The organism is Streptococcus vestibularis ATCC 49124, from assembly GCF_000188295.1.
In the GTDB taxonomy this organism is placed as follows: domain Bacteria; phylum Bacillota; class Bacilli; order Lactobacillales; family Streptococcaceae; genus Streptococcus; species Streptococcus vestibularis.
The window spans coordinates 515,957-537,912 of sequence record NZ_GL831112.1 but is presented as its reverse complement, the minus strand read 5'-3'; the positions used below and the strand labels follow the sequence as shown (position 1 = coordinate 537,912).

Here is a 21,956-nt window from a genome sequence, read left to right as displayed (position 1 = left end):
TTCTAAATTAGGTAAAATTCTGAGGCTCATGGTCGATAATCAAACGCAGATCCTTATTTTCAGGTTCCTGAGTCATATCAAGGATCCTATTAAGCGTCTCTTCCAAGCTATCCTCAAAACGATATTTGATAATAATCTGATAATGATAAAGGTTATGTGTTCGGGCAATAGGTTTTGGTGTTGGTCCCAAGAAAGTCACCTTGTCCGACAAGTGTTCTCTTAAATAAGCCATGACATCATAGCTCTTACGGATTACAAACTCTTCATCCTTGTGGGAAAGAGTGATCCCTACCGTATAAAAATATGGCGGGTAGGCCAACTGACGTCGAATCGCCATCTCATAGGCATAGAATCCCTCATAATCCTGTTGCTGTGCAAAACGAATGGCATAATGACTAGGATTATAGGTTTGAATAATAACTTCCCCTTCCTTGTCAGCACGACCAGCACGACCAGCCACTTGTGTCAAAAGCTGGAAGGTACGCTCAGCCGAACGAAAATCTGGCAAATTTAGCGACGTATCCGCATTTAAGACCCCTACCAAGGTAACATTGGGAAAATCCAAGCCCTTGGCAATCATTTGGGTTCCTAGCAGAATATCAGCCTGGCCACTTCCAAAAGTCTCTAGGAGCTTCTCGTGAGCCCCTTTTTTACGTGTAGTATCAACATCCATACGAATCACTCTGGCTTCTGGCAAAAGTTCCGTCAATTGATCATAAGCCTTTTGTGTTCCAGTCCCATAATAGCGAATCTGGCGACTCTGACAGTTAGGACAAACATGAGGAATAGCTTTTTGAAAATCACAATAGTGACAATTCATGGTCTTAGTATCCATATGCAAAGTCAGTGAAATATCACAGTTCGGACAATCATCCACATAGCCACAGTCACGACACATGACAAAAGAGGAATAGCCACGACGGTTCAACATTAGCACGACTTGTTCCTTACGTGCCAAGCGTTCTCGGATTTTCTCTAAGAGAGGGGGCGTAAAATCACTCGCCTCTTGTCGACCTACAAAGTCCTTAAAGTCCACCACTTCCACCTGCGGAATTTTAGCCTTAGGATTGGCCCTCTCCGTCAACTCAAGAAAATGGTAGACCCCTTTCTGAGCCCTCGCTCGCGACTCAATAGAAGGCGTAGCTGACCCAAGTACAAGCACAGCTCCATGACTCTTAGCCCTAAGCAAGGCCACATCTCTAGCATGGTAACGAGGATTGGACTCTTGTTTATAAGTAGCCTCATGCTCCTCATCGATAATGATAGCCCCAATATTTTCCAAAGGAGCAAAGATAGCCGAACGCGCTCCTACGACAACCTTGGCCTGACCAGACCTAACCTTACGCCACTCGTCAAATTTCTCACCGTCTGACAAACCTGAATGCATGATTGCTACTAAGTCACCAAAACGGGAGATGAAACGATTGGTCATTTGTGGCGTCAGAGAAATTTCTGGAACCAAGACAATAGCCGTTTTCCCCATAGCCAAGGTTCTCTCAATGAGATGTAGGTAAACCTCAGTCTTACCTGACCCCGTCACTCCTTCCAACAAGAACGGCTTCCCACCATGACCAATCTGACCTGTCATTACTTCAACAGCATATGCCTGCTGAGTATTAAGCTCTAGAAAATCCGTCTTCTCTACCTTTTCAAAGTAGCTATCAGCACGATTGACCTCAACTTCAGTGATAGATAGAGCTCCAGTACCAATGAAAAACTTCACCACATCTCGAGAAAAAAGTTTGTGCAGGTCTACCAACTTTCCAGACTCATTCTTTTCTAACAAGAAGTCGCGCAGCTCCATCCGTTTCTTGGCTCGTTGCGAAATATCCAAAGTCTCTAAAATGCCCCTTTGAACACTATAATGCTTCTCCGTTTTTATATTTTGTTTATCCTTAGCAATGTAATCAACCGTTACGCGACCAGATTCCACCAGACGCGGAATAGCTTGACCTTGTTCCTTCGACAATTGGGAGAAGAGAATATGATCTCGCCCCTGAAGAAAAATGTCCCTCTCCTCTTCGCTCAGTTTATCAGTTGCCATGATAACTTTGTCATACTGTGAATTAAGGAGACCCGGAAGCATAGACTTCAAGATGGAAATCTTATAGGAAAAAACCGTGTGTCGCATTTGGTCAGCCAAATCCAGCTGATCCTGATTAAGGACTGGTTCATAATCCAAAAGTTCCGCAATTGACTTCAAGTCTGGCAGCTTTCTTACATTTTCTTGCTCTCCAAAGCCAATAACAAACCCTTGCAAGAGACGATTTCCTTTACCAAAAGGTACATGAATCCTCATGCCGATGGCAATTTGCCCCTGCATGGATTCGGGTACAAGGTAACTATAAGGCCTGTCCGTCTGCATCAGAGGAACATCTACAATTATTTGTGCAACTAACACCATATATCTCCTCTCTTCACCTTTGGACCAGCGATTTCCTAAACTCCAGAAATCTTGAGCTAGTGATATTCATCATAAAGAAGGAAGCTGAGACACTATGCCTCAGCTCCTCCTATCCTTGTAAACCAAAGCAAGACTTTGATTTTAGATTTTATCGCCTTCTTCTTTTTCTTTAGCGATTTGCTCTTTGATTTTACGTTCTTCTTCCTCAGCAGCAAGACGCGCTTGGATAACTTTCAAACGTGCCAATTCACGTTTAGCTTCTGGATCTGGGTGGATAGTGACATTACCAGATTCAATTTCTTCAAGGGCTTGAAGCGTAGATTTTACAGCCGAAAATTCTTGAGTAGGTTCAGCACCAGCTGCCAATTCATGGGCACGTTTTGCTTGCAAAATAACTAATGAATATTTTGAAGGCACTTTATCCAAAAGTTTATCAATAGAGGGTTTCAACATCATAATTCTATACCTATTTCTAATTTATTTATCTGATAATTTCTTGTCTGAAATCATATTACGATAGTGACCAATCACACGGTCAACTCGGAAGTGTTCCGCTTCAATAACACGCTTCACACGCTCGGCAGCCAAAGGCACCTCATCATTGACAATGGCATAATCGTATTCGCTCATGAGAGCAATCTCTTCACGCGCACGTTCAATACGTTGGGCAATAACTTCTTCAGAATCCGTTCCACGGCCAACTAAACGTTCTTCAAGTTCGTTCAAATCTGGTGGTGTCAAAAAGATAAAGACAGCATCTGGAACCTTTTTCTTAACCTGTAGGGCCCCTTGAACCTCGATTTCAAGGAAAACATCAATCCCTTTATCCAAGGTTTCATTGACATAGGTCAAGGGTGTTCCGTAGTAGTTGCCCACATACTCAGCATATTCCAACATTTGACCATTACGAATAAGCTCTTCGAATTCCTCACGCGAACGGAAGAAATAATCCTTTCCATCAACTTCACCAGGACGTTGAGCACGTGTGGTCATCGATACCGAGTATTCAAATTTGTGGTCAGGTGTTGAAAAAATCTCCTGACGAACAGTTCCTTTTCCGACACCAGAAGGCCCTGAAAAAACAATTAAAAGTCCACGTTCAGACATGTCTTCTCCTTAAACTAAGATTAAAATTCTTCTTATGACTCACCTTAAAAAAGAGAAGTAAATCATCTCTTTTTATGGCTTAGGGGTTGTTCAGTGATTAAGTTACAGCTCACTTTTCAAAGCAGTCGTATTTCTTACTATTTTATCAATAAAAGCGACTTTTTTCAAGGTGAGGACACCATTAAAAAGAGTGAATCTCTTTTCCCAGTACTCACTCTTTTTAAACCAATCCAGTCAAGAGACCTTGCATGAATTCTTCTGAATGGAACTCCCCAATGTCGTCAATTTTCTCACCAAAACCAATTAACTTAACTGGAATATCCAACTCTTGGCGAATGGCTAGAACCACACCACCCTTGGCACTACCATCCAACTTAGTCAAGACAAGACCTGTAAGAGGTGTAATTTTTGAAAATTCCTTAGCCTGACTAAGGGCATTTTGACCTGTTGAGGCATCCAAAGCCAAGAGGGTTTCATGAGGTGCTTCTGGCACCACACGCTTGATAATACGGCCGATTTTTTCAAGCTCTGCCATGAGGTTGTCTTTGTTTTGTAAACGACCCGCAGTATCGATCATAAGAACATCAACACCTTCAGCAAGGGCCTTCTCCATACCATCAAAAACCACTGAAGCAGGGTCAGCCTTTTCAGCACCAGTCACTACTGGCACATCAACACGATGTCCCCATTCAACCAATTGGGCAACAGCTCCCGCACGGAAGGTATCTGCAGCAATCAGCATGACTTTTTTGCCTTCTTGTTTGTATTTATGTGCCAACTTACCAATAGAAGTCGTTTTACCAACCCCATTAACACCAACAAAAAGCATAACTGTCAAACCATCTTGGAAATTAATATGCTCCTTGTAAATATCGTCCTTCTCGTAGATATCCACAAGTTTTTCAATAATCAAGCGTTGCAAATCCTCAGTCTTTTTGACATTCTCAAGTCGAGCTTCATAGCGTAAGTCTTCTGTCAATTGCGTTGCAACATTAACACCTACATCGGAAAGAATCAGCATTTCTTCCAATTCTTCGAAAAACTCTTCATCAACACGACGGAAATTCGCAAAGAATTCATTCAGGCGGGCAGCAAAACCTGTACGCGTCTTCTTAAGGGTACGATTATATTTTTCTTGTTCTGTTTCAGTTTTTGAAGCCTGAACTTCTTCAGTTTTTTCCTCAACTTTACGGGTTTGAACAGCCTCAAAAGTAACTGTTTCACCTTTTTCTGCAGCAGCAGCTACCTGAGCCTTTTTAGCATAGTAATCAGCCATGACATCCGCAAAGTGGTTATCCACAGTTACTTGGCTTTCTTCTGTCACTGTAGATTCGCTTTCTTCAACAGATTCTGTAGACGAAATCTCTTCTACTTGAGTCTCTGACTCACTGAGCTGTTCTGCTTGACTTTCACTTGTTGACAAGTCTTGATTATCAAGAGCCTCAGTTTCTGAAAATTCCTGATTTGCTACAGTTTCTTGTGACTGGTTTTCCTCTTGTCCAAATAATCGATCAAATAGACCCATTTGGTTCTCCTTATTTCTCTAGAATATATTTGTGGATGGCCTCAGCCACTCCAGATTCCTCATTAGTTTTTGTCGTTACTGCCTTGGCAACAGCCTTAACCTTAGGAACAGCATTTGCCATAGCCACACCAAGACCAGCCCACTCCAACATGGTCAAGTCATTTTCCTCGTCTCCCATAGCCATAACCTGACTTTTATCAAGGGTAAGATAATCAGACAAAAGTTTCAAGCCTACAGCTTTATGAACTCCTTTCGGCATGACCTCAAGGATAATCTCACGAGACTTAAAAACTTCAAAATTCTGATATAGCTGTTTAGGTAGTTTTTCAATTTGGACATCCAAAAATGCTTCCTCACAGACCGTAACTACCTTATTATAGACGATATTTTCAGGAATGTCATCAATGCTATCCACATCAACGAAGGTCAAGGTAGGATTAGCCTGACGATAGAGAGAATGATTTCCTTTACTCGGAACACCATAGACAATGCCATCACTGATAACATCCATAGGGAGCCCTAGAGGTTCAAAGACAGCATAAATCTGCTTTAAATCTTCTCGACTCATCTCTTTCTTTATAAGGATATCCCCATTATTACGCTGAACCAAGCCACCATTGAAGGTCACACTATAGTGCTTATCATCCAACAAGCCCAAATCTTCCAAGATATGAGTAATAGCTGGCAGAGGACGACCAGTCGTAATGACCACATGAATTCCCTCAGCTTCTGCCGCCTTAAGAGCAGCTCTATTTTCAGCTGTTACTTGCTTATCCTTGGTAAAGAGGGTCCCATCTAGGTCCAAGGCTAGTAATTTAATCTCAGACATCTGAACCTACCAATCCTTCCATGTAGTCAAAGACTGCACCATCTTTATGGTGACCAATCACCTCATCTGCTACTTCCTTAATCTCATCACGCGCATTTTCCGTAGCAACCGCATGCCCTGCAAAGGTCAGCATCTCCATATCATTGAGATTATCGCCAAAAGCAACGACATCTGAAGCCTGGCATCCCAACTTTTGACAAAGATGGTAGAGACCAAAGCCCTTGTCCACACCTTTAAGAATGATATCCATGGAATCAAAGCCAGTTGTCACTGCTGTCATATCCTCAAAGATTGTGTTGAGGTAGTCACCACGGTCCATAATGGTATCCCCTTGGAACTTAGCAGTTACCTTGAAAATATCATCTGTGACCGCTTCAAGGTCCGTTGCCATAACATTTTCATAGTAGCGTTCCATGGCCTTAAGATAGGCTGGATCTGCATCGTTTGGTGCATAGGCTCCTCGACGTCCTGACAAAAGAATTCCCTCGCAAGTTGGCAGGGCTAAAGTCGTATCTGCAATTTCCAAATAATCTTTAGGTTCTAGCTTAGACTCAAACAAGACTTCACCCTTATACTGAACCAAGGCCCCATTTTCCGCAATAATAGCAATGCGGCCCACAAAGCCGTCAAAGAGTTCTTCCAAAGCTAAGAGAGCTCGACCAGAAGCTACTGTAAAGACACAATCTTTAGCTTCACAAGCATCCAAAAGCTTATCTAAACGTGCCTTATCATAGGAACCAAGGTGGTCCAAAAAAGTACCATCCATATCTGTTGCTAAAATTTTCAAAATAATCTCCCTTCAGGTCGAATATACTTGCCCCTATTGTACCAAAAATAAGGATATAAGTTAGGGAAAAGCTAAAGAAATTAGAGAAAATATAGCATTTTACTTGCAAATTTATCGTTTTAGTTGTATCATTACTGTAGTACAAAAATAATACTATTATACTTTTAGAAAGGAGTCTTTTATGGCTTGGACATTTGATGAAAAATCGCCAATCTATCTCCAAATCGCCTATCGTGTAAAACTGAAGATAGCTTCCAAGGAATTGAGCATGAGACAACAACTCCTACCTGTAAGGGAATTTGCTCAGGAAGCCGGGGTCAATCCCAACACCGTACAAAGAGCCTTCCAAGAACTTGAAAAAGAGGGGCTGGTCTATTCTGCCCGTACCTCTGGCCGCTTTGTTACCGAAGATGAAAAACTTATTGATCAAAAACGGCACGAGATTGCCCAAAGTCTCATGAAAAACTTTGTCACTGAGATGGTAGCCATTGGTTTTAGCTCACCTGAAATCAAAGCTATCATTACTGACTACATCGAACAAACAGGAAAGGACTTATAGACCGATGACTGATATTGTAACTCTAACAAATCTCACCAAGACCTATAATGGTATTCCAGCCCTTAGAGATGTGACCATGTCCATTCCTTCTGGTAAAATCATTGGTCTCTTAGGACCAAACGGTAGTGGTAAAACAACTCTCATCAAGATTTTGAATGGCCTCCTCCAACCAACTTCTGGTTTAGTAACTATTAATGGATTTCAGCCATCACCTATCACTAAAGCTCAAGTGGCATATCTACCCGATACAACTTATTTGGATGAAAGTAAGACTATCCAATACTACTTGGACTTCTTCCAAGATTTCTATGCTGACTTCCGCTATCCTCTTGCCTTGCAACTCTTGCAGGATCTAAAACTACAGCCTGATTTGCACCTCAAAGACCTTTCAAAAGGTAACAAAGAAAAAGTTCAGTTGATTTTGGTTATGAGTCGTGAGGCTAAACTCTATCTCCTTGATGAACCTATCGGTGGGGTCGATCCCGCATCACGTGACTATATCCTTAAAACTATCATCAACCAGTACTCTGAAGATGCTTCTGTTATTATTTCAACCCATTTGATTGCAGATATTGAATCTGTCCTAGATGAAGTTGTCTTCCTAAAATATGGTCAGATTGAACTTCAGGGTGATGCTGATAATATCCGTCAAGCCCATGGCAAATCTATCGACAAACTCTTTAGAGAGATGTTCCACAATTAGGAGGTATGAGCATGTTTTGGAAATTAGTTAAGTATGAATTACAATCAGTCCGCAAGTGGTATCTTGGCATCTATGGGATTGCCATCCTACTGTCCATACCTTTGGGCTTAATGCTTCAAAAATTAACGGTCACCTTTGAACACAGCCACAAGGAACCAAGCTTACTGTTTATGGCTTTCTTCACACTGATTGTGATTGCTACCATTGTTGTTTGGGGAACCATCTATATCGCAACCATTGTTCTCATTATCAAACGCTTTGCGACTAGCGTCTTTGGACGAGAAGGCTACCTAAGCAACACGCTTCCTGTTTCAGCGCACCAATTAATCTTGTCTAAACTTTTGGCAGCTTTTATTTTAGATACGATTTCATCTCTCGTTGTACTCGCTTCAATTGGCATTATAGCCACTTTCAACCTTGATATGAAAGATATCCTACTGACTACCAGCTACTTCGGTCAAATCTTAAAAGAAATGGGAGCTCTCTATCTCTTCATCCCTACTACAATTTTAGGAACAATTGGCAGTATCCTATTCTATTACCTCTGTATCAGTATCGGAAACCTCTTCAATAATAACAAAGTTCTTATGGGATTTGTCGCCTATTTTGCCATTCAGGCTATCCTATTCTTTATTGGTTTCTTCTTTGGAATCGGTGCATCCTTGACCGGAAATGCAACAAATACTATAATTAATAACTCGTCATATATCTTTAGTCTAGTTCAATCTCTCATTCTCATCGCAGCAAGTTACTTTGGTACCTATTATATCATGACAAAGCGTTTAAATTTGGACTAAAGAAAAACCGTGTTCCTTTTGGAACACGATTTTTTTTGCATTGAAAAGACTTACTTACTTTGTTCTTTACGATAAGTCTCAATTTCTTTCTTGTTACCCCAAACGAAGTGACCTGGACGTACTTCCACCATTTCTGGTTTATCAACCGAATAGTCGTGTTGGTTTGGATCATAAACCTTCAAGACCTTCTTACGTTCCAAGATTGGATCTGGAATAGGAACAGCAGACAAGAGTGACTTGGTGTAAGGGTGGATAGGATTGTTGTAGAGTTCTTCTGTCTCAGCAACTTCCACAATTGTCCCCTTATAGATAACAGCGATACGGTCAGAAATGAAACGGACCACTGATAAGTCGTGAGCGATAAAGAGATAGGTCAATCCCAACTCTTTTTGGAATTTCTTAAGCAAGTTCAGGACTTGGGCACGGACTGACACGTCAAGGGCTGAGATTGGTTCGTCAGCGATAACCAAGTCAGGCTGCATGACCAAGGAACGCGCAATCCCGATACGTTGACGTTGTCCCCCAGAAAATTCGTGAGGGTAACGTGTCAAGTGCTCCTCAAGAAGTCCCACTTCTTTGATGATTTCCTTGATTTTAGCTTTACGATCTTCCTCATCTTTATAGAGATGGAAGTTATGCAAACCCTCAGACAAGATATAATCAACTGTTGCACGTTCATTCAAACTAGCCGCAGGGTCTTGGAAAATCATCTGGATACGACGGATAAGGTCGTTTTTCTCAGAGTTAGATAAGTGTCCATTGATTTTCTTACCGTCAAAAATAATCTCACCATTACTTGTATCATTTAAACCAATAATGGCACGACCGATTGTGGTTTTACCACTACCAGACTCACCAACGAGGGAAAAGGTTTCACCCTTGTTGATGAAAAAATTAGCATTGTGGACAGCAACGAATTTCTTGCTTCCTTCACCGAAGGAAATCTCCACATCTTTTACCTCAACTAACTTCTTAGGCATCGCCTTCCTCCTCATCTCCTAAATGTGCAAATCCCATATTAGCACGGATTTTTTCATGTAGATTTTGGATAACCGCAGGTTTTTCAACTTTTGGTGCATCCTCATGTAAGAGCCAGGTCTTAGCCCAGTGAGTATCTGAAACTTGGAATTGTGGTGCTTTTTCCTCAAAGTCAATTTGCATAGCATAGTCTGAACGCAAGGCAAAGGCATCTCCAACAACCGGTGTATAAAGTGATGGTGGTGTCCCTGGAATTGAGAAAAGCTCACCCTTATCGTCAGCCAACTGTGGTAAGCTTGAAAGCAAGCTCCACGTGTATGGGTGACAAGGCTCATAGAAAATTTCCTCAACAGTTGCGTACTCAATGATTTCACCAGCATACATAACAGCAACCTTGTCAGCAATACTTGCTACCACACCAAGGTCATGGGTAATGAAAATCACTGAGAAACCGTACTCCTCTTTGAGAGATTTCAAGAGGTCAATAATTTGAGCTTGAATGGTCACATCAAGGGCAGTTGTTGGCTCGTCACAGATAAGGACATCAGGACGGCAAGCCAAGGCAATGGCGATGACGATACGTTGACGCATCCCACCAGAGTATTGGAAAGGATATTCGTTGAAACGTTTTTCAGCATCAGGAATACCAACCTTATCCATGTAATCAATAGCCATTTTTTTAGCTTCTTTGACTGATTTTCCTTGGTGTTTGACAATGACTTCAACAATTTGGCTACCAATAGTCTTAATTGGGTCAAGACTGGTCATAGGATCTTGGAAGATAGTCGCAATCTTAGCTCCACGAATAGGTGCCCAATCTTGGTGACTCTTAAGCTTGGTCAAATCTTGGCCACGATAATCAATAGAACCGCTAGCTACACGACCATTTTCTTCAAGCATCCCTGTGAAAGTCTTAGTCAATACTGATTTACCTGAACCAGACTCACCAACCAAGGCTAAAACTTCACCTTCAACCAAATCAAGGGACACTCCTCGAATAGCTGTCAAAACACGGTCACGAACGTCAAACTCCACGACGATATCGCGAGCCGATAATATTACATTTTTATTTTCTGTCATATTGGACTCCTATCTATGCGTACGTGGGTCGCTGGCATCCGCCAAGTTTTGACCGACAATAAAGAGGGCAAGGGAAACGAGGATCAAGGTAGTCAATGGAATCCAGAAGAGATAAGCATTGACTGTAACGTTCTGTGCATAGTCTGAAATCAAACGACCAAGACTAGGCGTAGTAACGGGAAGTCCCAAACCAAAGTATGAAAGAAAGGCCTCATAAGAGATAAATCCTGGCAAAAGTTGACTAGCCATGGTTACGATAACTGACACAAGTTGTGGCATGATATTTTTAACCACAATCTTAGCAGTTGGTGTTCCCAAAGTACGAGAAGCCAAGTTATACTCCAAATCACGGTAACGCATGATTTGAATACGGATAGTATAGGCAATACCAATCCATCCTGTAACAGTCATGGCAAAGATCATATTCCAGAAACCAGAACCCAATGAGTAAGTCAAGACGATAACCACAAGGAGGTCAGGAATATTTGAGATGATGTTGTAGATTTCCATCATAATCATATCGAAGGTCTTAGAAATCCCCCAAACAGCACCAACAATCAAACCAATTATAACATTAAGGAAGGTAGCGATAACAGCAATAAGGATAGAATTACGAGCTCCGAACCAAACACTGTCAAATAGAGACTTACCATTACTGTCAGTACCGAACCAGTATTGAGCGTTTGGATGTACATAACGCAAACTGAAATCATTTACTTTTGAGACATCATTGAAGTCAAATTTAGAAAACATTGGGTAGATGAAACTCATCAAAACAATGGCAATCAAGATACCTAACATGACAACTGTTGATTTCTTTTTAAAAAATTGACGCATCACTGATTTCCAGTATGAGTAAGCCGGTGCATCAATTGTTTCAGAGGCAAAATCATCGCGCTTTACAAATTGGAACTTACTTTTATCAATTGAAGCCATTACTTACCTCCTTTAGATGTCAATTTGATACGTGGGTCAATAATAGTCATAAGGATATCACCCACAAGCAATGAGAAGATGGTGAGGGCTGTGAAAATAAATACCAGACCAACAACCATAGCATTATTAGAAGCACGAACAGAATCGATCAACATTTTACCCATACCAGGGTAGGCGAAGATTGTTTCTGTCAAGGTAGCCCCTGTGATAACCCCAACAATAGATGCTGGAATTCCTGAAACCAAGGAAACCATAGAATTCTTGAAAATGTGCCTGTTCGAAATTTCTTGTTCTGATAACCCTTTGGCACGTGCAAAACGAACGAAGTCTTGTGATTGCAAATCGATCATGTAACGACGAATCCAAATAGCAAGACCTGGTGTTGACAAGAGACCGAGAATAACAGATGGCAAGACGTATGAACGCCAGTCACCTGCACCCAAGATAGGGAAGGAATCTGGAAGACCAATCTCAGAACCAATCAAACGAATGATATAAACCAAGGCGATGGTTGGTAGTGAAAGCAAGAAAGTCAAGACACCTGTTGACACACTATCAAAGAGTGTGTTTTTAAAGCGTGCCATGTATGATCCCAATGGAATTGCCAAAGCATAAGACAAGACCAAACCAATCAAACCTGCAATGGCAGAGCTTGTCACCATTGATGGGTATTGATAGCGACTCTTGGTAGCTGTGTACGGATCATCACCATAGTAAGAACGATCTCTAGCGTCAGCCTGACTAGGTGATTTATAAGTACGAGAATAGATATCTACTGAAGATATTTTCTTACCAGTAGGGAAGTTAACCTCAGAGCTTTGTGTTTGCCCTTGGCCTTGAGTAATAACATCAAGAACACCTTGCTCAGCATAAGTTGGGTATGAAGTTCCAAGATTCATCTTCACAAAGTTTTGGTGAACAAATGGGAACTGACTGTTAAAGTAAAGCAAATATTTGTGCTTAGTCCCTGAACCAACAACTGACCAACCAATAGCTGGATCATTTTCAATACGGATGTAACGCTTCAAGTTTGGATTCGTTTTATCTTTAACCCATCCAGTATTGTCAAATTCAAAGAGGTGCGTGTAGAATTCAAACACACGTTCAAGCACTGGTACATCACGTGTCGCATAGAACTGCTTACTTTGCTTAAACTGATGCAAACGCCAGCCATGTCCCAAACTATCCACATATTTTTGGTAGATAGCTTTATTGGCTTTTGTTGGCTTAGTTGTTACCAACTTATCAAGTGTGCTGGCTTTCTCCTGCAACTCCTTGGTGTCATAGTAATCAATGTAACCCATACGTTCAAAGATTGTATTTTCATAGTTTGCCTTAGAATCAGCTGTTTTTGCAATCTTATTGTAGTTAGGGTCCTGTCTGAAAATCAGACGCCTCGGCACCATGGTATAGATAATCGTGTAGGTCAAGGCCGTCACGACAAATATTGACAATAGAGAACGGAGGGTTCTCAATAAAATGTATTTTTTCATGTCTCTTCCTTTAATTCCAAAAGAACTTTCCCAATCAAATGAGAAAGTTCCATCGTCCTTTTATTTAACGTGTTTCTCAAGATCTTTTTGAGCTTTTTCGTTAGATGCTTTCTTTTCTTTAAGCCATTTTTCACGACTTTGTTCATATTCTTTCTTAGTAACTACTTTTTCTTGTGGTTTAACATATTTGAAGTAGTCACCTGAACTCTTATCACCCACTTGAGTATATGAACCTGTAAATGGTGTCAAACGTGAGACAACTGGAGCTGCACCGTTACCAACCGTCAAAGGAATGACAAGTGAACTATCTTCTAACCAAGCTTGAGCTTGAGCATAACGATCATAACGTACATTGAGATCTGTTGTTTCAGAATCTGCTGAGTCAAGCAAGGCATCATAATCTTTAAGTCCTACTTGGGCTGCTGCCGCATTATTTGGGTTATCATATCCCATGAAGGTCTTAGTGTTTTCATTTGATGTTGTCTTAAAGATATTAAGATAAGTTGATGGGTCTTGATAGTCTGGACTCCAAACAACACCATTTGAAATATCCCAATCTTCTGCAGCCGCATTTGGCGCATTAAGGGTTGCATTTTGCATATCATCAGATGACAATTGGTTGATATCAATCACCACATTGTCACTTCCCAATGATTTTTCAATGGTTTGTTTCAAAGATTGCGCTTGAGAAACATTAAGTTTAGAACTTTGGTCAACTGGAAGGTCCAAGTGGATTGGGAATTGAACACCTTCTCCTTGGAGAGCTTCTTTAGCCTTACTAAACTCAGTTTTGGCTTTTTCTGCATTGTAGAGACCATCTTGACCATCAGCAAAGTTGACGCCTGACCACTCATCACCATATGAACTCATCTTTTCAGTAACAAGATCTCCAAAGGTCTTATCTCCTGCACTAACGAAGTCAGAAGGAACAAAGAGATTTCGAATAGCTTTAGCTGCTCCATCCTTACCGTTGACTTGTGATTGATATACCGTACGGTCAATAGCAAAGTTAATTGATTGACGGAAGTCTTTATTCAAAAGAGCTTTTTTCGTTGAAGTCTTTTCAGCATCAGTCTTTTTAGCAGTGTATTTGTAACTTTGACGGTCAATATTGACACTCATGGCTGATGTTGACGCACCTGCTGCAGTATAGAAGATATTATCTTTATATTTCTTTTCGACAGATGCATAGTTAGAGCTCATTGGGTAGACACGAGCAATACTATAAGCACCATCAGTGAAACTACGTTCCAAAGATTCTGGATCAGAACCATCATCATAGGTCAATTTGATAGCATCAAAGTGAACGTTCTTCTTATCCCAGTAGTTTTCGTTCTTAGTCAACTCGATTGATGATTTAGCTGTCAAAGATTTGAGAAGGAATGGACCATTGTATAGGATAGAGGTTGGGTCTGTTGACTTACCGAAATCTTTTCCTTTAGTCTTAAGGAAGTCTGCATTGACTGGGAAAAGCAAACCATAAGTTGTCTTAGAGTTCCAGTATGGCTCTGGTCGTTTAAGTGTATATTGCAAGGTATGGTCATCAATTGCCTTAACACCAACCTTTGAGAAATCTTTATTGGCACCTGAAAGGTAGTCGGACAAACCAGCAATAGAATCTTGAACCAAATAGAGAGCACCAGCTTTTGAGTCTGCCGCATGCTTAAGACCAGTTACAAAGTCCTTGGCTGTAACATCAGCGTACTCTTCACCATCAGAGGTATACCATTTAACCCCTTTACGGATTTTATAAGTGTAGGTTAGACCATCTTGAGAGACAGACCAATCTTCAGCCACTGAAGGTACAAGATTACCATATTTATCTGTTTCCATAAGACCATCAACACCATTTGTCACAGCGGTTGTTGTAGGTCCTGTATTTGAGGTAATATAATCCAAAGTTTCAGGATCTGAACTGTAAACGTAACCATAAGTAGTACCACTAGTACTAGACTTAGATGAACAAGCCGCCAAAATACCAACACTAAGGACGGCAGCGCCTGCTAAGGCTAACCATTTACTTTTTTTCATAAGATTTCTCCAAAATATAAAATTTTTTACAGCTTCATTATAGCATAAATAATCAAAAAGAACAGTTATTATTAGAATCTTTTATACAATTCGATAATATCTGTAAACACGAAAACTACTGAAATTCCTTATCAATAAAGGGTTTTCTTTAGTTTATGTTGATTAATTTTTAATCACAAAAGTTGCATAAAAAAGCCCAGACACTTAGCCAGACTTTCTTTTATTATTGCTTTTAATTATTAAGAGCTTGAGCAGCTGTGATAATAGCTAAGTTGTAAATATCTTCAGCACTCGCACCACGAGAAAGATCGTTTACTGGTTTATTAAGACCTTGTAAGATTGGTCCGATAGCCTCAAACATTCCCAAACGTTGAGCAATCTTATAGCCGATATTTCCAGCCTGCAAACCAGGGAATACAAAGACATTAGCATGTCCTGCTACGTCACTATCTGGAGCCTTAATAGCTGCTGTTGCTGGAACAAATGCTGCATCGAACTGCAACTCACCATCAATAGCCAAGTCAGGACGCATTTCTTTAGCAATATTTGTTGCTTGAACAACCCTGTCAACTTTTGGTGATTTAGCAGAACCTTTTGTTGAGAAGCTAAGCATGGCCACTTTAGGATCAATACCAAAAACTTTAGCTGTTTCTGCAGTATTAATTGCAATTTCTGCTAATTCTTGAGAATTTGGTTCAATATTGATAGCACAGTCGGCAAACATCAAACGATGATTGGTATCTTCACGGTTCATAAGGAAGACACCTGATGTACGAGAAATACCAGGTTTTGTTTTGATAATTTGAAGAGCAGGACGTACCGTATCCGCTGTTGAGTGAATGGCACCTGAAACCATTCCATCAGCAAAACCAAGTTTAACTAGCATAACACCGAAATAGTTCACATCACGAAGCAATTTCTCTGCATCTTCGACTGTTGCTTTTCCCTTACGAATTTCAAGAAATATTTCCTTCATTTCCTCAAAACCTTCATAGGTTTCAGGATTAATAATCGTATAGTTAAAGTCTGCAAAGCCAAGATCGTTCAAGATTTTGTGAACCTCAACTGGGTCTCCCAAAATAATAGGATCCACCAATCCTTCAAATTTCAAACGGGCAGCAGCACGAACCACACGGTCATCGTTACCCTCAGGGAAGACAATCTTAACTCCTTTCCCTGAAATACCTTCACGAAGTTCACCAAATAGACTACGCATAAAAAATCCTCAATCAATCTTTTTTAGTTTGTAAGTTCATGATAACGGTTTCAAAATCATCTGTCAAGGAAGATGCATGGACCATCTCTTTTTTGGTGAAAGGATCTATAAATGCAAGGCGATGACAATGCAAGGCTTGACGCTTAATACCGTAGTCTAGGGACCCGCCATAAAGGTCGTCTCCCAAAAGAGGCAAACCTAAGTGGGCAAAGTGCACACGAATCTGGTGCGTACGTCCGGTATGAAGATTGATATCAACCAGTTTAACCCTACCATAATCACCTACCAAACGATAACTAGTGTGAGCATATTTTCCCGATTTATGGACTCGACGTGTGATAATGGAATCCACATCACGCGCAATCGGTGCAATGATTTCACCCTGCTGCTCAAGTTTGGTATCACCTTCAACCAAGGCATAATAATGTTTCTTAATAGACTTCTGTTGTAACTGTTTATCCATACGAGCATGGGCGTAACCATGCTTGGCAAACAGCATGAGACCAGATGTGTCCTTATCCAAACGTGTCACGATATGGACACGCTGGTTAGGATAATTATTGCTGACAAAGTGATATTTGACAAAGTTAGCCATGGTATTATCATGGTTAACACTTGGAATACTAGCATAGCCATAGGGTTTATTAATCACCAAGAAGTTATCATCCTCATAGACTATATCCAAGTTAAAAGGAATTGGCTTCAATGTTTCATGCGGCGCCTCATCAGGAATTTCTATGGCAACCACGTCTCCCTCATGGACAGGATAAGTCGCAAACTGCTCCTCACCATTGACCCAGATATGACCACCCTCAAACTTAATTTTGGCTAGAAGTCCTTTTGAAATATCGTGCTCCTTCAAAAAGGTTTTAACTCGACATGAACGTCCTACAGTAAATTCATATCTCATTCTTCCATGTCTCCAATAAAGGATTCACGGACCCGTTCCCAAAAACTTGTGTGACTAGCACTAGCAACAAAAGAAATCTTACGTTGGTCAATCGAAAATTCTACCTTTTTCACATTACGGTTGGTATAGGTCTTATTATCAACCGACAGAGTGTAGCTCCCCATTCGAGTAGGATAGATAGTAATCTTCTCATGTTTTGGCACGATAAGTGGACTACCTAAGGTACGGTAAACACGATTATTAAGACTAGCAATTTCTGTCAGCTGCAAGGCTTCAATAGTGGGATGAAGTACCGCACCACCCAAAGATTTATTGTAGGCGGTTGACCCCGTAGGTGTCGATACAGATAACCCATCTCCACGGAAGCTCTCAAACAGTACATCATTAAGACAAACATCTGCCGCCATAGTCTTCTCGTTACGCTTAATTGCTGCTTCATTGAGGGCAATAGACGTGAAAGAACGCCCATCAGCCAAGGTTAATGTGACATTTAAAAGAGGGTAGGAAATCTTATCTCCATTATCCTTACGCAGGGTTTCAATTAATTGATCCACTTCACTATCCAAGTAATCTGTATAAAAACCTAAATGCCCCGTGTGAATCCCTACAAAACGGACACGAGAGAGCTCTTTTTCATACATGTGGAAAGACGATAGCAACATGCCATCGCCACCAATAGAGATAATCACATCAGGATTTTTCTTAGTCAAATAAAAATCGGGATCATCTCGAAAGGTATTAAAAAGTTTTGAGGCAACACGCCTGCTTTGGGGTTTGCCATTAGCAATAATAGCTACCTTCATCTTATCAGAAAAGGTCTTCATCTGTGTCATCACTATTTCCTACACTATCTTTCAAAGTTCTGTTGATTGGATCAAAGAGCAACTGAGCATCTCGAATATCATCACGTATCTTACGCATCTCTTCATCAAGTTGATAGGCTATGCGTGCCGTAGTTTCCAAGCGAAGTTTAATCTCCTCTGGAAAATTTCCCTGATACTTATAATTAAGGGAATGTTCAATGGTGGCCCAAAAGTTCATGGCCAAAGTCCTAATTTGAATCTCGGCAAGGATTTCCTTGCGACCATCAATGGTATCAACAGGATAAGACACGATAACATGGTAAGAGCGGTAACCCGAGTGTTTACGGTTCCTAATATAATCACGCTCTGAGACTATGGTCATATCACTACGGTGACGCAGAAGACCCAAAACCTCGTCCACATCATCAACAAATTGAACCATTATTCGGAGTCCTGCAATATCTTGCATATCCTTTGCTAAATTTTCAACAGACAGTCCACGTAGGGCAATCTTCTCTTCAATGGAAGCCACTGACTTTACACGTCCCGTCACAAACTCAATGGGCGAGTGACGATTTTGCTTACGAAATTGTTTACGAATACCTCGAAGCTTAATTTTGAGCTCACCTACGGCCTGAATGTAGGGGTCTAGAAATTCTTCCCAATCCATGGTCAAGATAGGACTCCTCCTTGTCAAAAGCTTTAGTTTTTTATAAAATAAATACAATCTGTTACATTATACCACATTTAAAAGAACAAGGGAGGACACACATGAACCATTTAGAGATAGAGTACAAGACTCTGCTCACCAAAGACGAGTATAATCGTTTAGCAGTGCTTTTCTCCCATGTAACACCTGTTACGCAAACCAATTACTACATTGATACACCCCAAAGTGACATGAGGAATAAAAAGTTGTCTTTGCGTATCAGAACCCTTCCCACTCATGGTGAGCTGACTTTGAAAATTCCTGAAAAGGTCGGAAATATGGAATACAACGTCACCATGGACTGTGCAGATGCTAAGGCTATGACCAAGTCTCTTAACTTCCCTGATTGCCAAATCAAGTCCATTCTTCTGGAACGTGGTGTTAAGTTAGAAGACCTAACCATCCTCGGACATTTAACCACAACCCGACGTGAATATCAGACCAATATTGGTCTCATGGCACTTGATGTCAATGTCTATGCTGATAAGAAAGACTATGAGCTAGAGTTGGAAGTTTCAGATGCCAAGAAAGGTAAAGACGACTTTGATGCCTTTCTTAAGGAAAATAATATTGACTTTAAGTATGCCAAGAGTAAGGTTGCACGCTTTGTAGCCACCCTAAAGCGAGATAAAGACTAGTTGGTGAAATGTGAGTTTATAGAAATTCCGCTAGTCATTTTTGATACGTTCTGAGGCGAACTTTCCACCGTGAAAAACGTCTATAAAAACCATTTACTTCATTTTAAGACAAGGATTAACCCTTGTCTTTTTTATATATAAAGACAATTTGGTACTTGTGGCAACTTCCACAATCGCTCTCATCTGTCTAAAAACGCATACAAAAACGATTCAGCGATTTATGGTCCGTCAATTTTCATCAATATCGCTTTCTGAAGGCTGAAATTTCTACTTTTTTTTGCTAAAATAGAACCATCTGTAGTTTTATTACAATAGCCCTAATTGGGCTTCGCATCTTATTTTTTTAAAGGAGTCACCATCGTCATGGTACATCAAAAAGCAAACCCACAATTGAAGTTGTTCTCGCTCAGCTCAAACCCAGAAATTGCTGAAAAAATTGCTAAGGCTACCGGATTGCCACTTGGCAAAGTATCTTCACGTCAATTTTCTGACGGTGAAATCATGATCAATATTGAAGAGTCTGTTCGTGGGGACGATATTTATATCATCCAATCTACAAGCAACCCTGTTAACGACCACCTTTGGGAATTGCTCATCATGATTGATGCCTGCAAACGTGCCAGTGCTAACTCTGTCAACGTAGTGATGCCTTACTTTGGTTATGCACGTCAAGACCGTATCGCTGCTTCACGTGAACCAATCACTGCTAAATTGATTGCCAATATGCTGGTTAAAGCTGGTGTCAATCGTGTCTTGACACTTGATCTTCACGCTGTCCAAGTTCAAGGTTTCTTCGACATCCCAGTAGATAACCTCTTCACAATGCCTTTGTTTGCTGAATACTACAACGAAAAAGGATTCACAGGAAGTGATGTTGTCGTTGTTAGCCCTAAAAACTCAGGTGTTAAACGTGCTCGTAGCTTGGCGGAATACCTTGATGCACCAATCGCTATCATTGACTACGCCCAAGATGATTCAGAACGTGAAGAAGGCTACATCATTGGTGAGGTTGAAGGAAAAACAGCAATCTTGGTTGATGATATCCTCAATACTGGTAAAACATTTGCTGAAGCTACTAAAATCCTTGAACGTGGTGGCGTTAAAGACATCTATGCAGTTGCTAGTCACGGTCTCTTTGCAGGAGGTGCTGCCGAAGTCCTCAACGCTACTCCAATTAAAGAAATCTTGGTAACAGATTCAGTTGCGACTAAAGAAAAAGTGCCTACAAACGTTAAATACCTTTCAGCAAGTGAGCTGATCGCTAACGCTATTACTCGTATCTTTGAACGTCAACCACTTAGCCCACTCTTTGCATATACTGCCAACGAGGACTAATTTATGGTTTATTTGGACAATGCAGCAACAACTTCTTTGAATACTGCTGCTATCTCAGCGATGACACATGTCATGACTGAAACTTTTGGAAATCCATCCAGCCTACATGCTTATGGCCGTAAGGCTTCTAAGGAACTCCGTGAGGCTCGTGAAGAAATGGCCAAGCAATTTCAAGTTCCTGCTCGAAAACTCATTTTCACCTCTGGTGGGACTGAAGGAAACAATACAGCTATCAAAGGTTATGCCCTAGCCAATCAAGCTAAGGGTAAGCACCTGATTACAACTGCTATTGAACACCACTCTGTCCTTCACACCATGGCCTACTTGGAAGAGCGTTTTGGTTTTGAAGTAACCTATATTCAACCAGAAAATCAAGTCATTACTGCTCAACAAATTGCTGATGTCCTACGTGACGATACTATTCTAGTTTCTGTCATGTATGCCAATAACGAGACCGGCCAATTGCTTCCTATCAAGGAAATTGGTGACCTACTCGCCAATCACCAGGCTGCTTTCCACGTGGATGCTGTTCAGGTTGCAGGAAAACTTCCAATTCACCCAGAAGAACTTGGCGCCGATTTTCTCTCAATCAGTGCCCATAAATTCCATGGACCTAAAGGTGTCGGCCTGCTCTATCATAACGATTTGCATTTTGACAACCTACTCCATGGTGGTGAACAAGAGGAAAAACGTCGTGCCAGCACTGAAAATCTGGTCGGTATTGCAGGTATGACCGCAGCTTACAAGCATGCTAGTGACCACTACCAAGACAATTACCAGCATGTTGAAAAGATTCGTCAGGTCTTTCTAGATACCCTTACCGTTCCTTATGAAATTAATGATGGAGGATCTAGCCTACCTCACGTCATCAACATCAGTTTTCCTGGTAAGGAAAATGGCCCTCTCTTAACCTTGTTAGACCTAGCTGACTTTGCTGTTTCAACGGGTTCTGCTTGTACTGCTGGAACTGTTGACCCTAGCCACGTCATCCAGGCCCTCTATGGTAAGGATTCTGACAAGTTAAAAACAGCCATCCGCATTAGTTTATCAGAAGAAAATACCGCTGAAGAACTCCAAGCCCTAGCAGAAAAACTTAATCAAATCATAGGAGACTAA

The 21,956-nt window shown here is 40.9% G+C and carries 21 protein-coding genes; 6 read left to right on the top strand and 15 right to left on the bottom strand.

Annotated elements, in window-relative coordinates:
• Positions 1–7: 7 nt before the first annotated feature.
• The 6 genes from HMPREF9425_RS02840 to HMPREF9425_RS02815 form a co-directional block, all read right to left on the bottom strand.
• On the bottom strand, positions 8–2,404 hold the full coding sequence (locus tag HMPREF9425_RS02840; RefSeq protein ID WP_003096610.1) for a primosomal protein N': 2,397 nt from the start codon (positions 2,402–2,404) through the stop codon (positions 8–10).
• 141 nt (positions 2,405–2,545) lie between these two features.
• Positions 2,546–2,860, bottom strand: coding sequence for a DNA-directed RNA polymerase subunit omega (gene rpoZ / locus HMPREF9425_RS02835; RefSeq protein ID WP_003093276.1), 315 nt, complete (start codon positions 2,858–2,860; stop codon positions 2,546–2,548).
• Between the two features lie 21 nt (positions 2,861–2,881).
• Positions 2,882–3,511 carry a guanylate kinase gene (gene gmk, locus HMPREF9425_RS02830; protein ID WP_003094729.1) on the bottom strand — a complete coding sequence of 210 codons (630 nt, stop codon included), beginning with the start codon at positions 3,509–3,511 and terminating at the stop codon, positions 2,882–2,884.
• A 220-nt stretch (positions 3,512–3,731) separates the two neighbouring features.
• Positions 3,732–5,036, bottom strand: coding sequence for a signal recognition particle-docking protein FtsY (ftsY, locus tag HMPREF9425_RS02825; protein WP_003096608.1), 1,305 nt, complete (start codon positions 5,034–5,036; stop codon positions 3,732–3,734).
• A gap of 10 nt (positions 5,037–5,046) precedes the next feature.
• Positions 5,047–5,865 carry a Cof-type HAD-IIB family hydrolase gene (locus HMPREF9425_RS02820; RefSeq protein WP_003096607.1) on the bottom strand — a complete coding sequence of 273 codons (819 nt, stop codon included), beginning with the start codon at positions 5,863–5,865 and terminating at the stop codon, positions 5,047–5,049.
• Complete coding sequence (locus HMPREF9425_RS02815; RefSeq protein ID WP_003096606.1) at positions 5,858–6,652, bottom strand: Cof-type HAD-IIB family hydrolase; 795 nt, start codon at positions 6,650–6,652, stop codon at positions 5,858–5,860. Before HMPREF9425_RS02815 ends, HMPREF9425_RS02820 begins: the two co-directional genes overlap by 8 nt.
• A 181-nt stretch (positions 6,653–6,833) precedes the next feature.
• Between HMPREF9425_RS02815 and HMPREF9425_RS02810 the strand changes: the two genes are divergently transcribed.
• The 3 genes from HMPREF9425_RS02810 to HMPREF9425_RS02800 are packed head-to-tail and all read left to right on the top strand — an operon-like array spanning position 6,834 to position 8,711.
• Positions 6,834–7,211 carry a GntR family transcriptional regulator gene (locus HMPREF9425_RS02810; protein WP_003096605.1) on the top strand — a complete coding sequence of 126 codons (378 nt, stop codon included), beginning with the start codon at positions 6,834–6,836 and terminating at the stop codon, positions 7,209–7,211.
• A gap of 4 nt (positions 7,212–7,215) precedes the next feature.
• Positions 7,216–7,914, top strand: coding sequence for an ABC transporter ATP-binding protein (locus HMPREF9425_RS02805; RefSeq protein ID WP_003096604.1), 699 nt, complete (start codon positions 7,216–7,218; stop codon positions 7,912–7,914).
• 11 nt (positions 7,915–7,925) lie between these two features.
• Complete coding sequence (locus tag HMPREF9425_RS02800; RefSeq protein WP_037621376.1) at positions 7,926–8,711, top strand: hypothetical protein; 786 nt, start codon at positions 7,926–7,928, stop codon at positions 8,709–8,711.
• Between the two features lie 50 nt (positions 8,712–8,761).
• Here the strand turns inward: HMPREF9425_RS02800 and HMPREF9425_RS02795 are convergent, their stop codons facing one another.
• The 9 genes from HMPREF9425_RS02795 to yjbM all read right to left on the bottom strand — a co-directional run bounded on the left by HMPREF9425_RS02795 (position 8,762) and on the right by yjbM (position 18,834).
• Positions 8,762–9,691, bottom strand: coding sequence for an ATP-binding cassette domain-containing protein (locus tag HMPREF9425_RS02795; RefSeq protein ID WP_003096596.1), 930 nt, complete (start codon positions 9,689–9,691; stop codon positions 8,762–8,764).
• Positions 9,684–10,769, bottom strand: coding sequence for an ABC transporter ATP-binding protein (locus HMPREF9425_RS02790; protein WP_003096593.1), 1,086 nt, complete (start codon positions 10,767–10,769; stop codon positions 9,684–9,686). Before HMPREF9425_RS02790 ends, HMPREF9425_RS02795 begins: the two co-directional genes overlap by 8 nt.
• 9 nt (positions 10,770–10,778) lie before the next feature.
• The gene (gene oppC / locus HMPREF9425_RS02785) at positions 10,779–11,705 is read right to left on the bottom strand and encodes an oligopeptide ABC transporter permease OppC (protein WP_003094850.1); all 927 of its coding nucleotides are present in this window, start codon (positions 11,703–11,705) and stop codon (positions 10,779–10,781) included.
• On the bottom strand, positions 11,705–13,198 hold the full coding sequence (locus tag HMPREF9425_RS02780) for an ABC transporter permease (RefSeq protein ID WP_003096591.1): 1,494 nt from the start codon (positions 13,196–13,198) through the stop codon (positions 11,705–11,707). Before HMPREF9425_RS02780 ends, oppC begins: the two co-directional genes overlap by 1 nt.
• 60 nt (positions 13,199–13,258) lie before the next feature.
• Entirely contained in the window at positions 13,259–15,229 is a 1,971-nt protein-coding gene (locus HMPREF9425_RS02775) for a peptide ABC transporter substrate-binding protein (protein WP_003096589.1), read from the bottom strand.
• A gap of 232 nt (positions 15,230–15,461) precedes the next feature.
• Positions 15,462–16,445 carry a phosphate acetyltransferase gene (gene pta / locus HMPREF9425_RS02770; protein ID WP_003096587.1) on the bottom strand — a complete coding sequence of 328 codons (984 nt, stop codon included), beginning with the start codon at positions 16,443–16,445 and terminating at the stop codon, positions 15,462–15,464.
• 13 nt (positions 16,446–16,458) lie between these two features.
• The gene (locus tag HMPREF9425_RS02765) at positions 16,459–17,355 is read right to left on the bottom strand and encodes an RluA family pseudouridine synthase (protein ID WP_003096585.1); all 897 of its coding nucleotides are present in this window, start codon (positions 17,353–17,355) and stop codon (positions 16,459–16,461) included.
• Entirely contained in the window at positions 17,352–18,188 is an 837-nt protein-coding gene (locus HMPREF9425_RS02760) for an NAD kinase (RefSeq protein ID WP_003094740.1), read from the bottom strand. Before HMPREF9425_RS02760 ends, HMPREF9425_RS02765 begins: the two co-directional genes overlap by 4 nt.
• Complete coding sequence (yjbM, locus tag HMPREF9425_RS02755; protein ID WP_003096583.1) at positions 18,163–18,834, bottom strand: GTP diphosphokinase; 672 nt, start codon at positions 18,832–18,834, stop codon at positions 18,163–18,165. Before yjbM ends, HMPREF9425_RS02760 begins: the two co-directional genes overlap by 26 nt.
• 95 nt (positions 18,835–18,929) lie before the next feature.
• Between yjbM and HMPREF9425_RS02750 the strand changes: the two genes are divergently transcribed.
• From HMPREF9425_RS02750 to HMPREF9425_RS02740, 3 genes are all read left to right on the top strand, one after another.
• On the top strand, positions 18,930–19,505 hold the full coding sequence (locus tag HMPREF9425_RS02750) for a CYTH domain-containing protein (protein ID WP_003094309.1): 576 nt from the start codon (positions 18,930–18,932) through the stop codon (positions 19,503–19,505).
• Between the two features lie 363 nt (positions 19,506–19,868).
• Entirely contained in the window at positions 19,869–20,840 is a 972-nt protein-coding gene (locus tag HMPREF9425_RS02745; protein WP_003094061.1) for a ribose-phosphate diphosphokinase, read from the top strand.
• A 3-nt stretch (positions 20,841–20,843) separates the two neighbouring features.
• The gene (locus HMPREF9425_RS02740) at positions 20,844–21,956 is read left to right on the top strand and encodes a cysteine desulfurase family protein (protein ID WP_003093705.1); all 1,113 of its coding nucleotides are present in this window, start codon (positions 20,844–20,846) and stop codon (positions 21,954–21,956) included.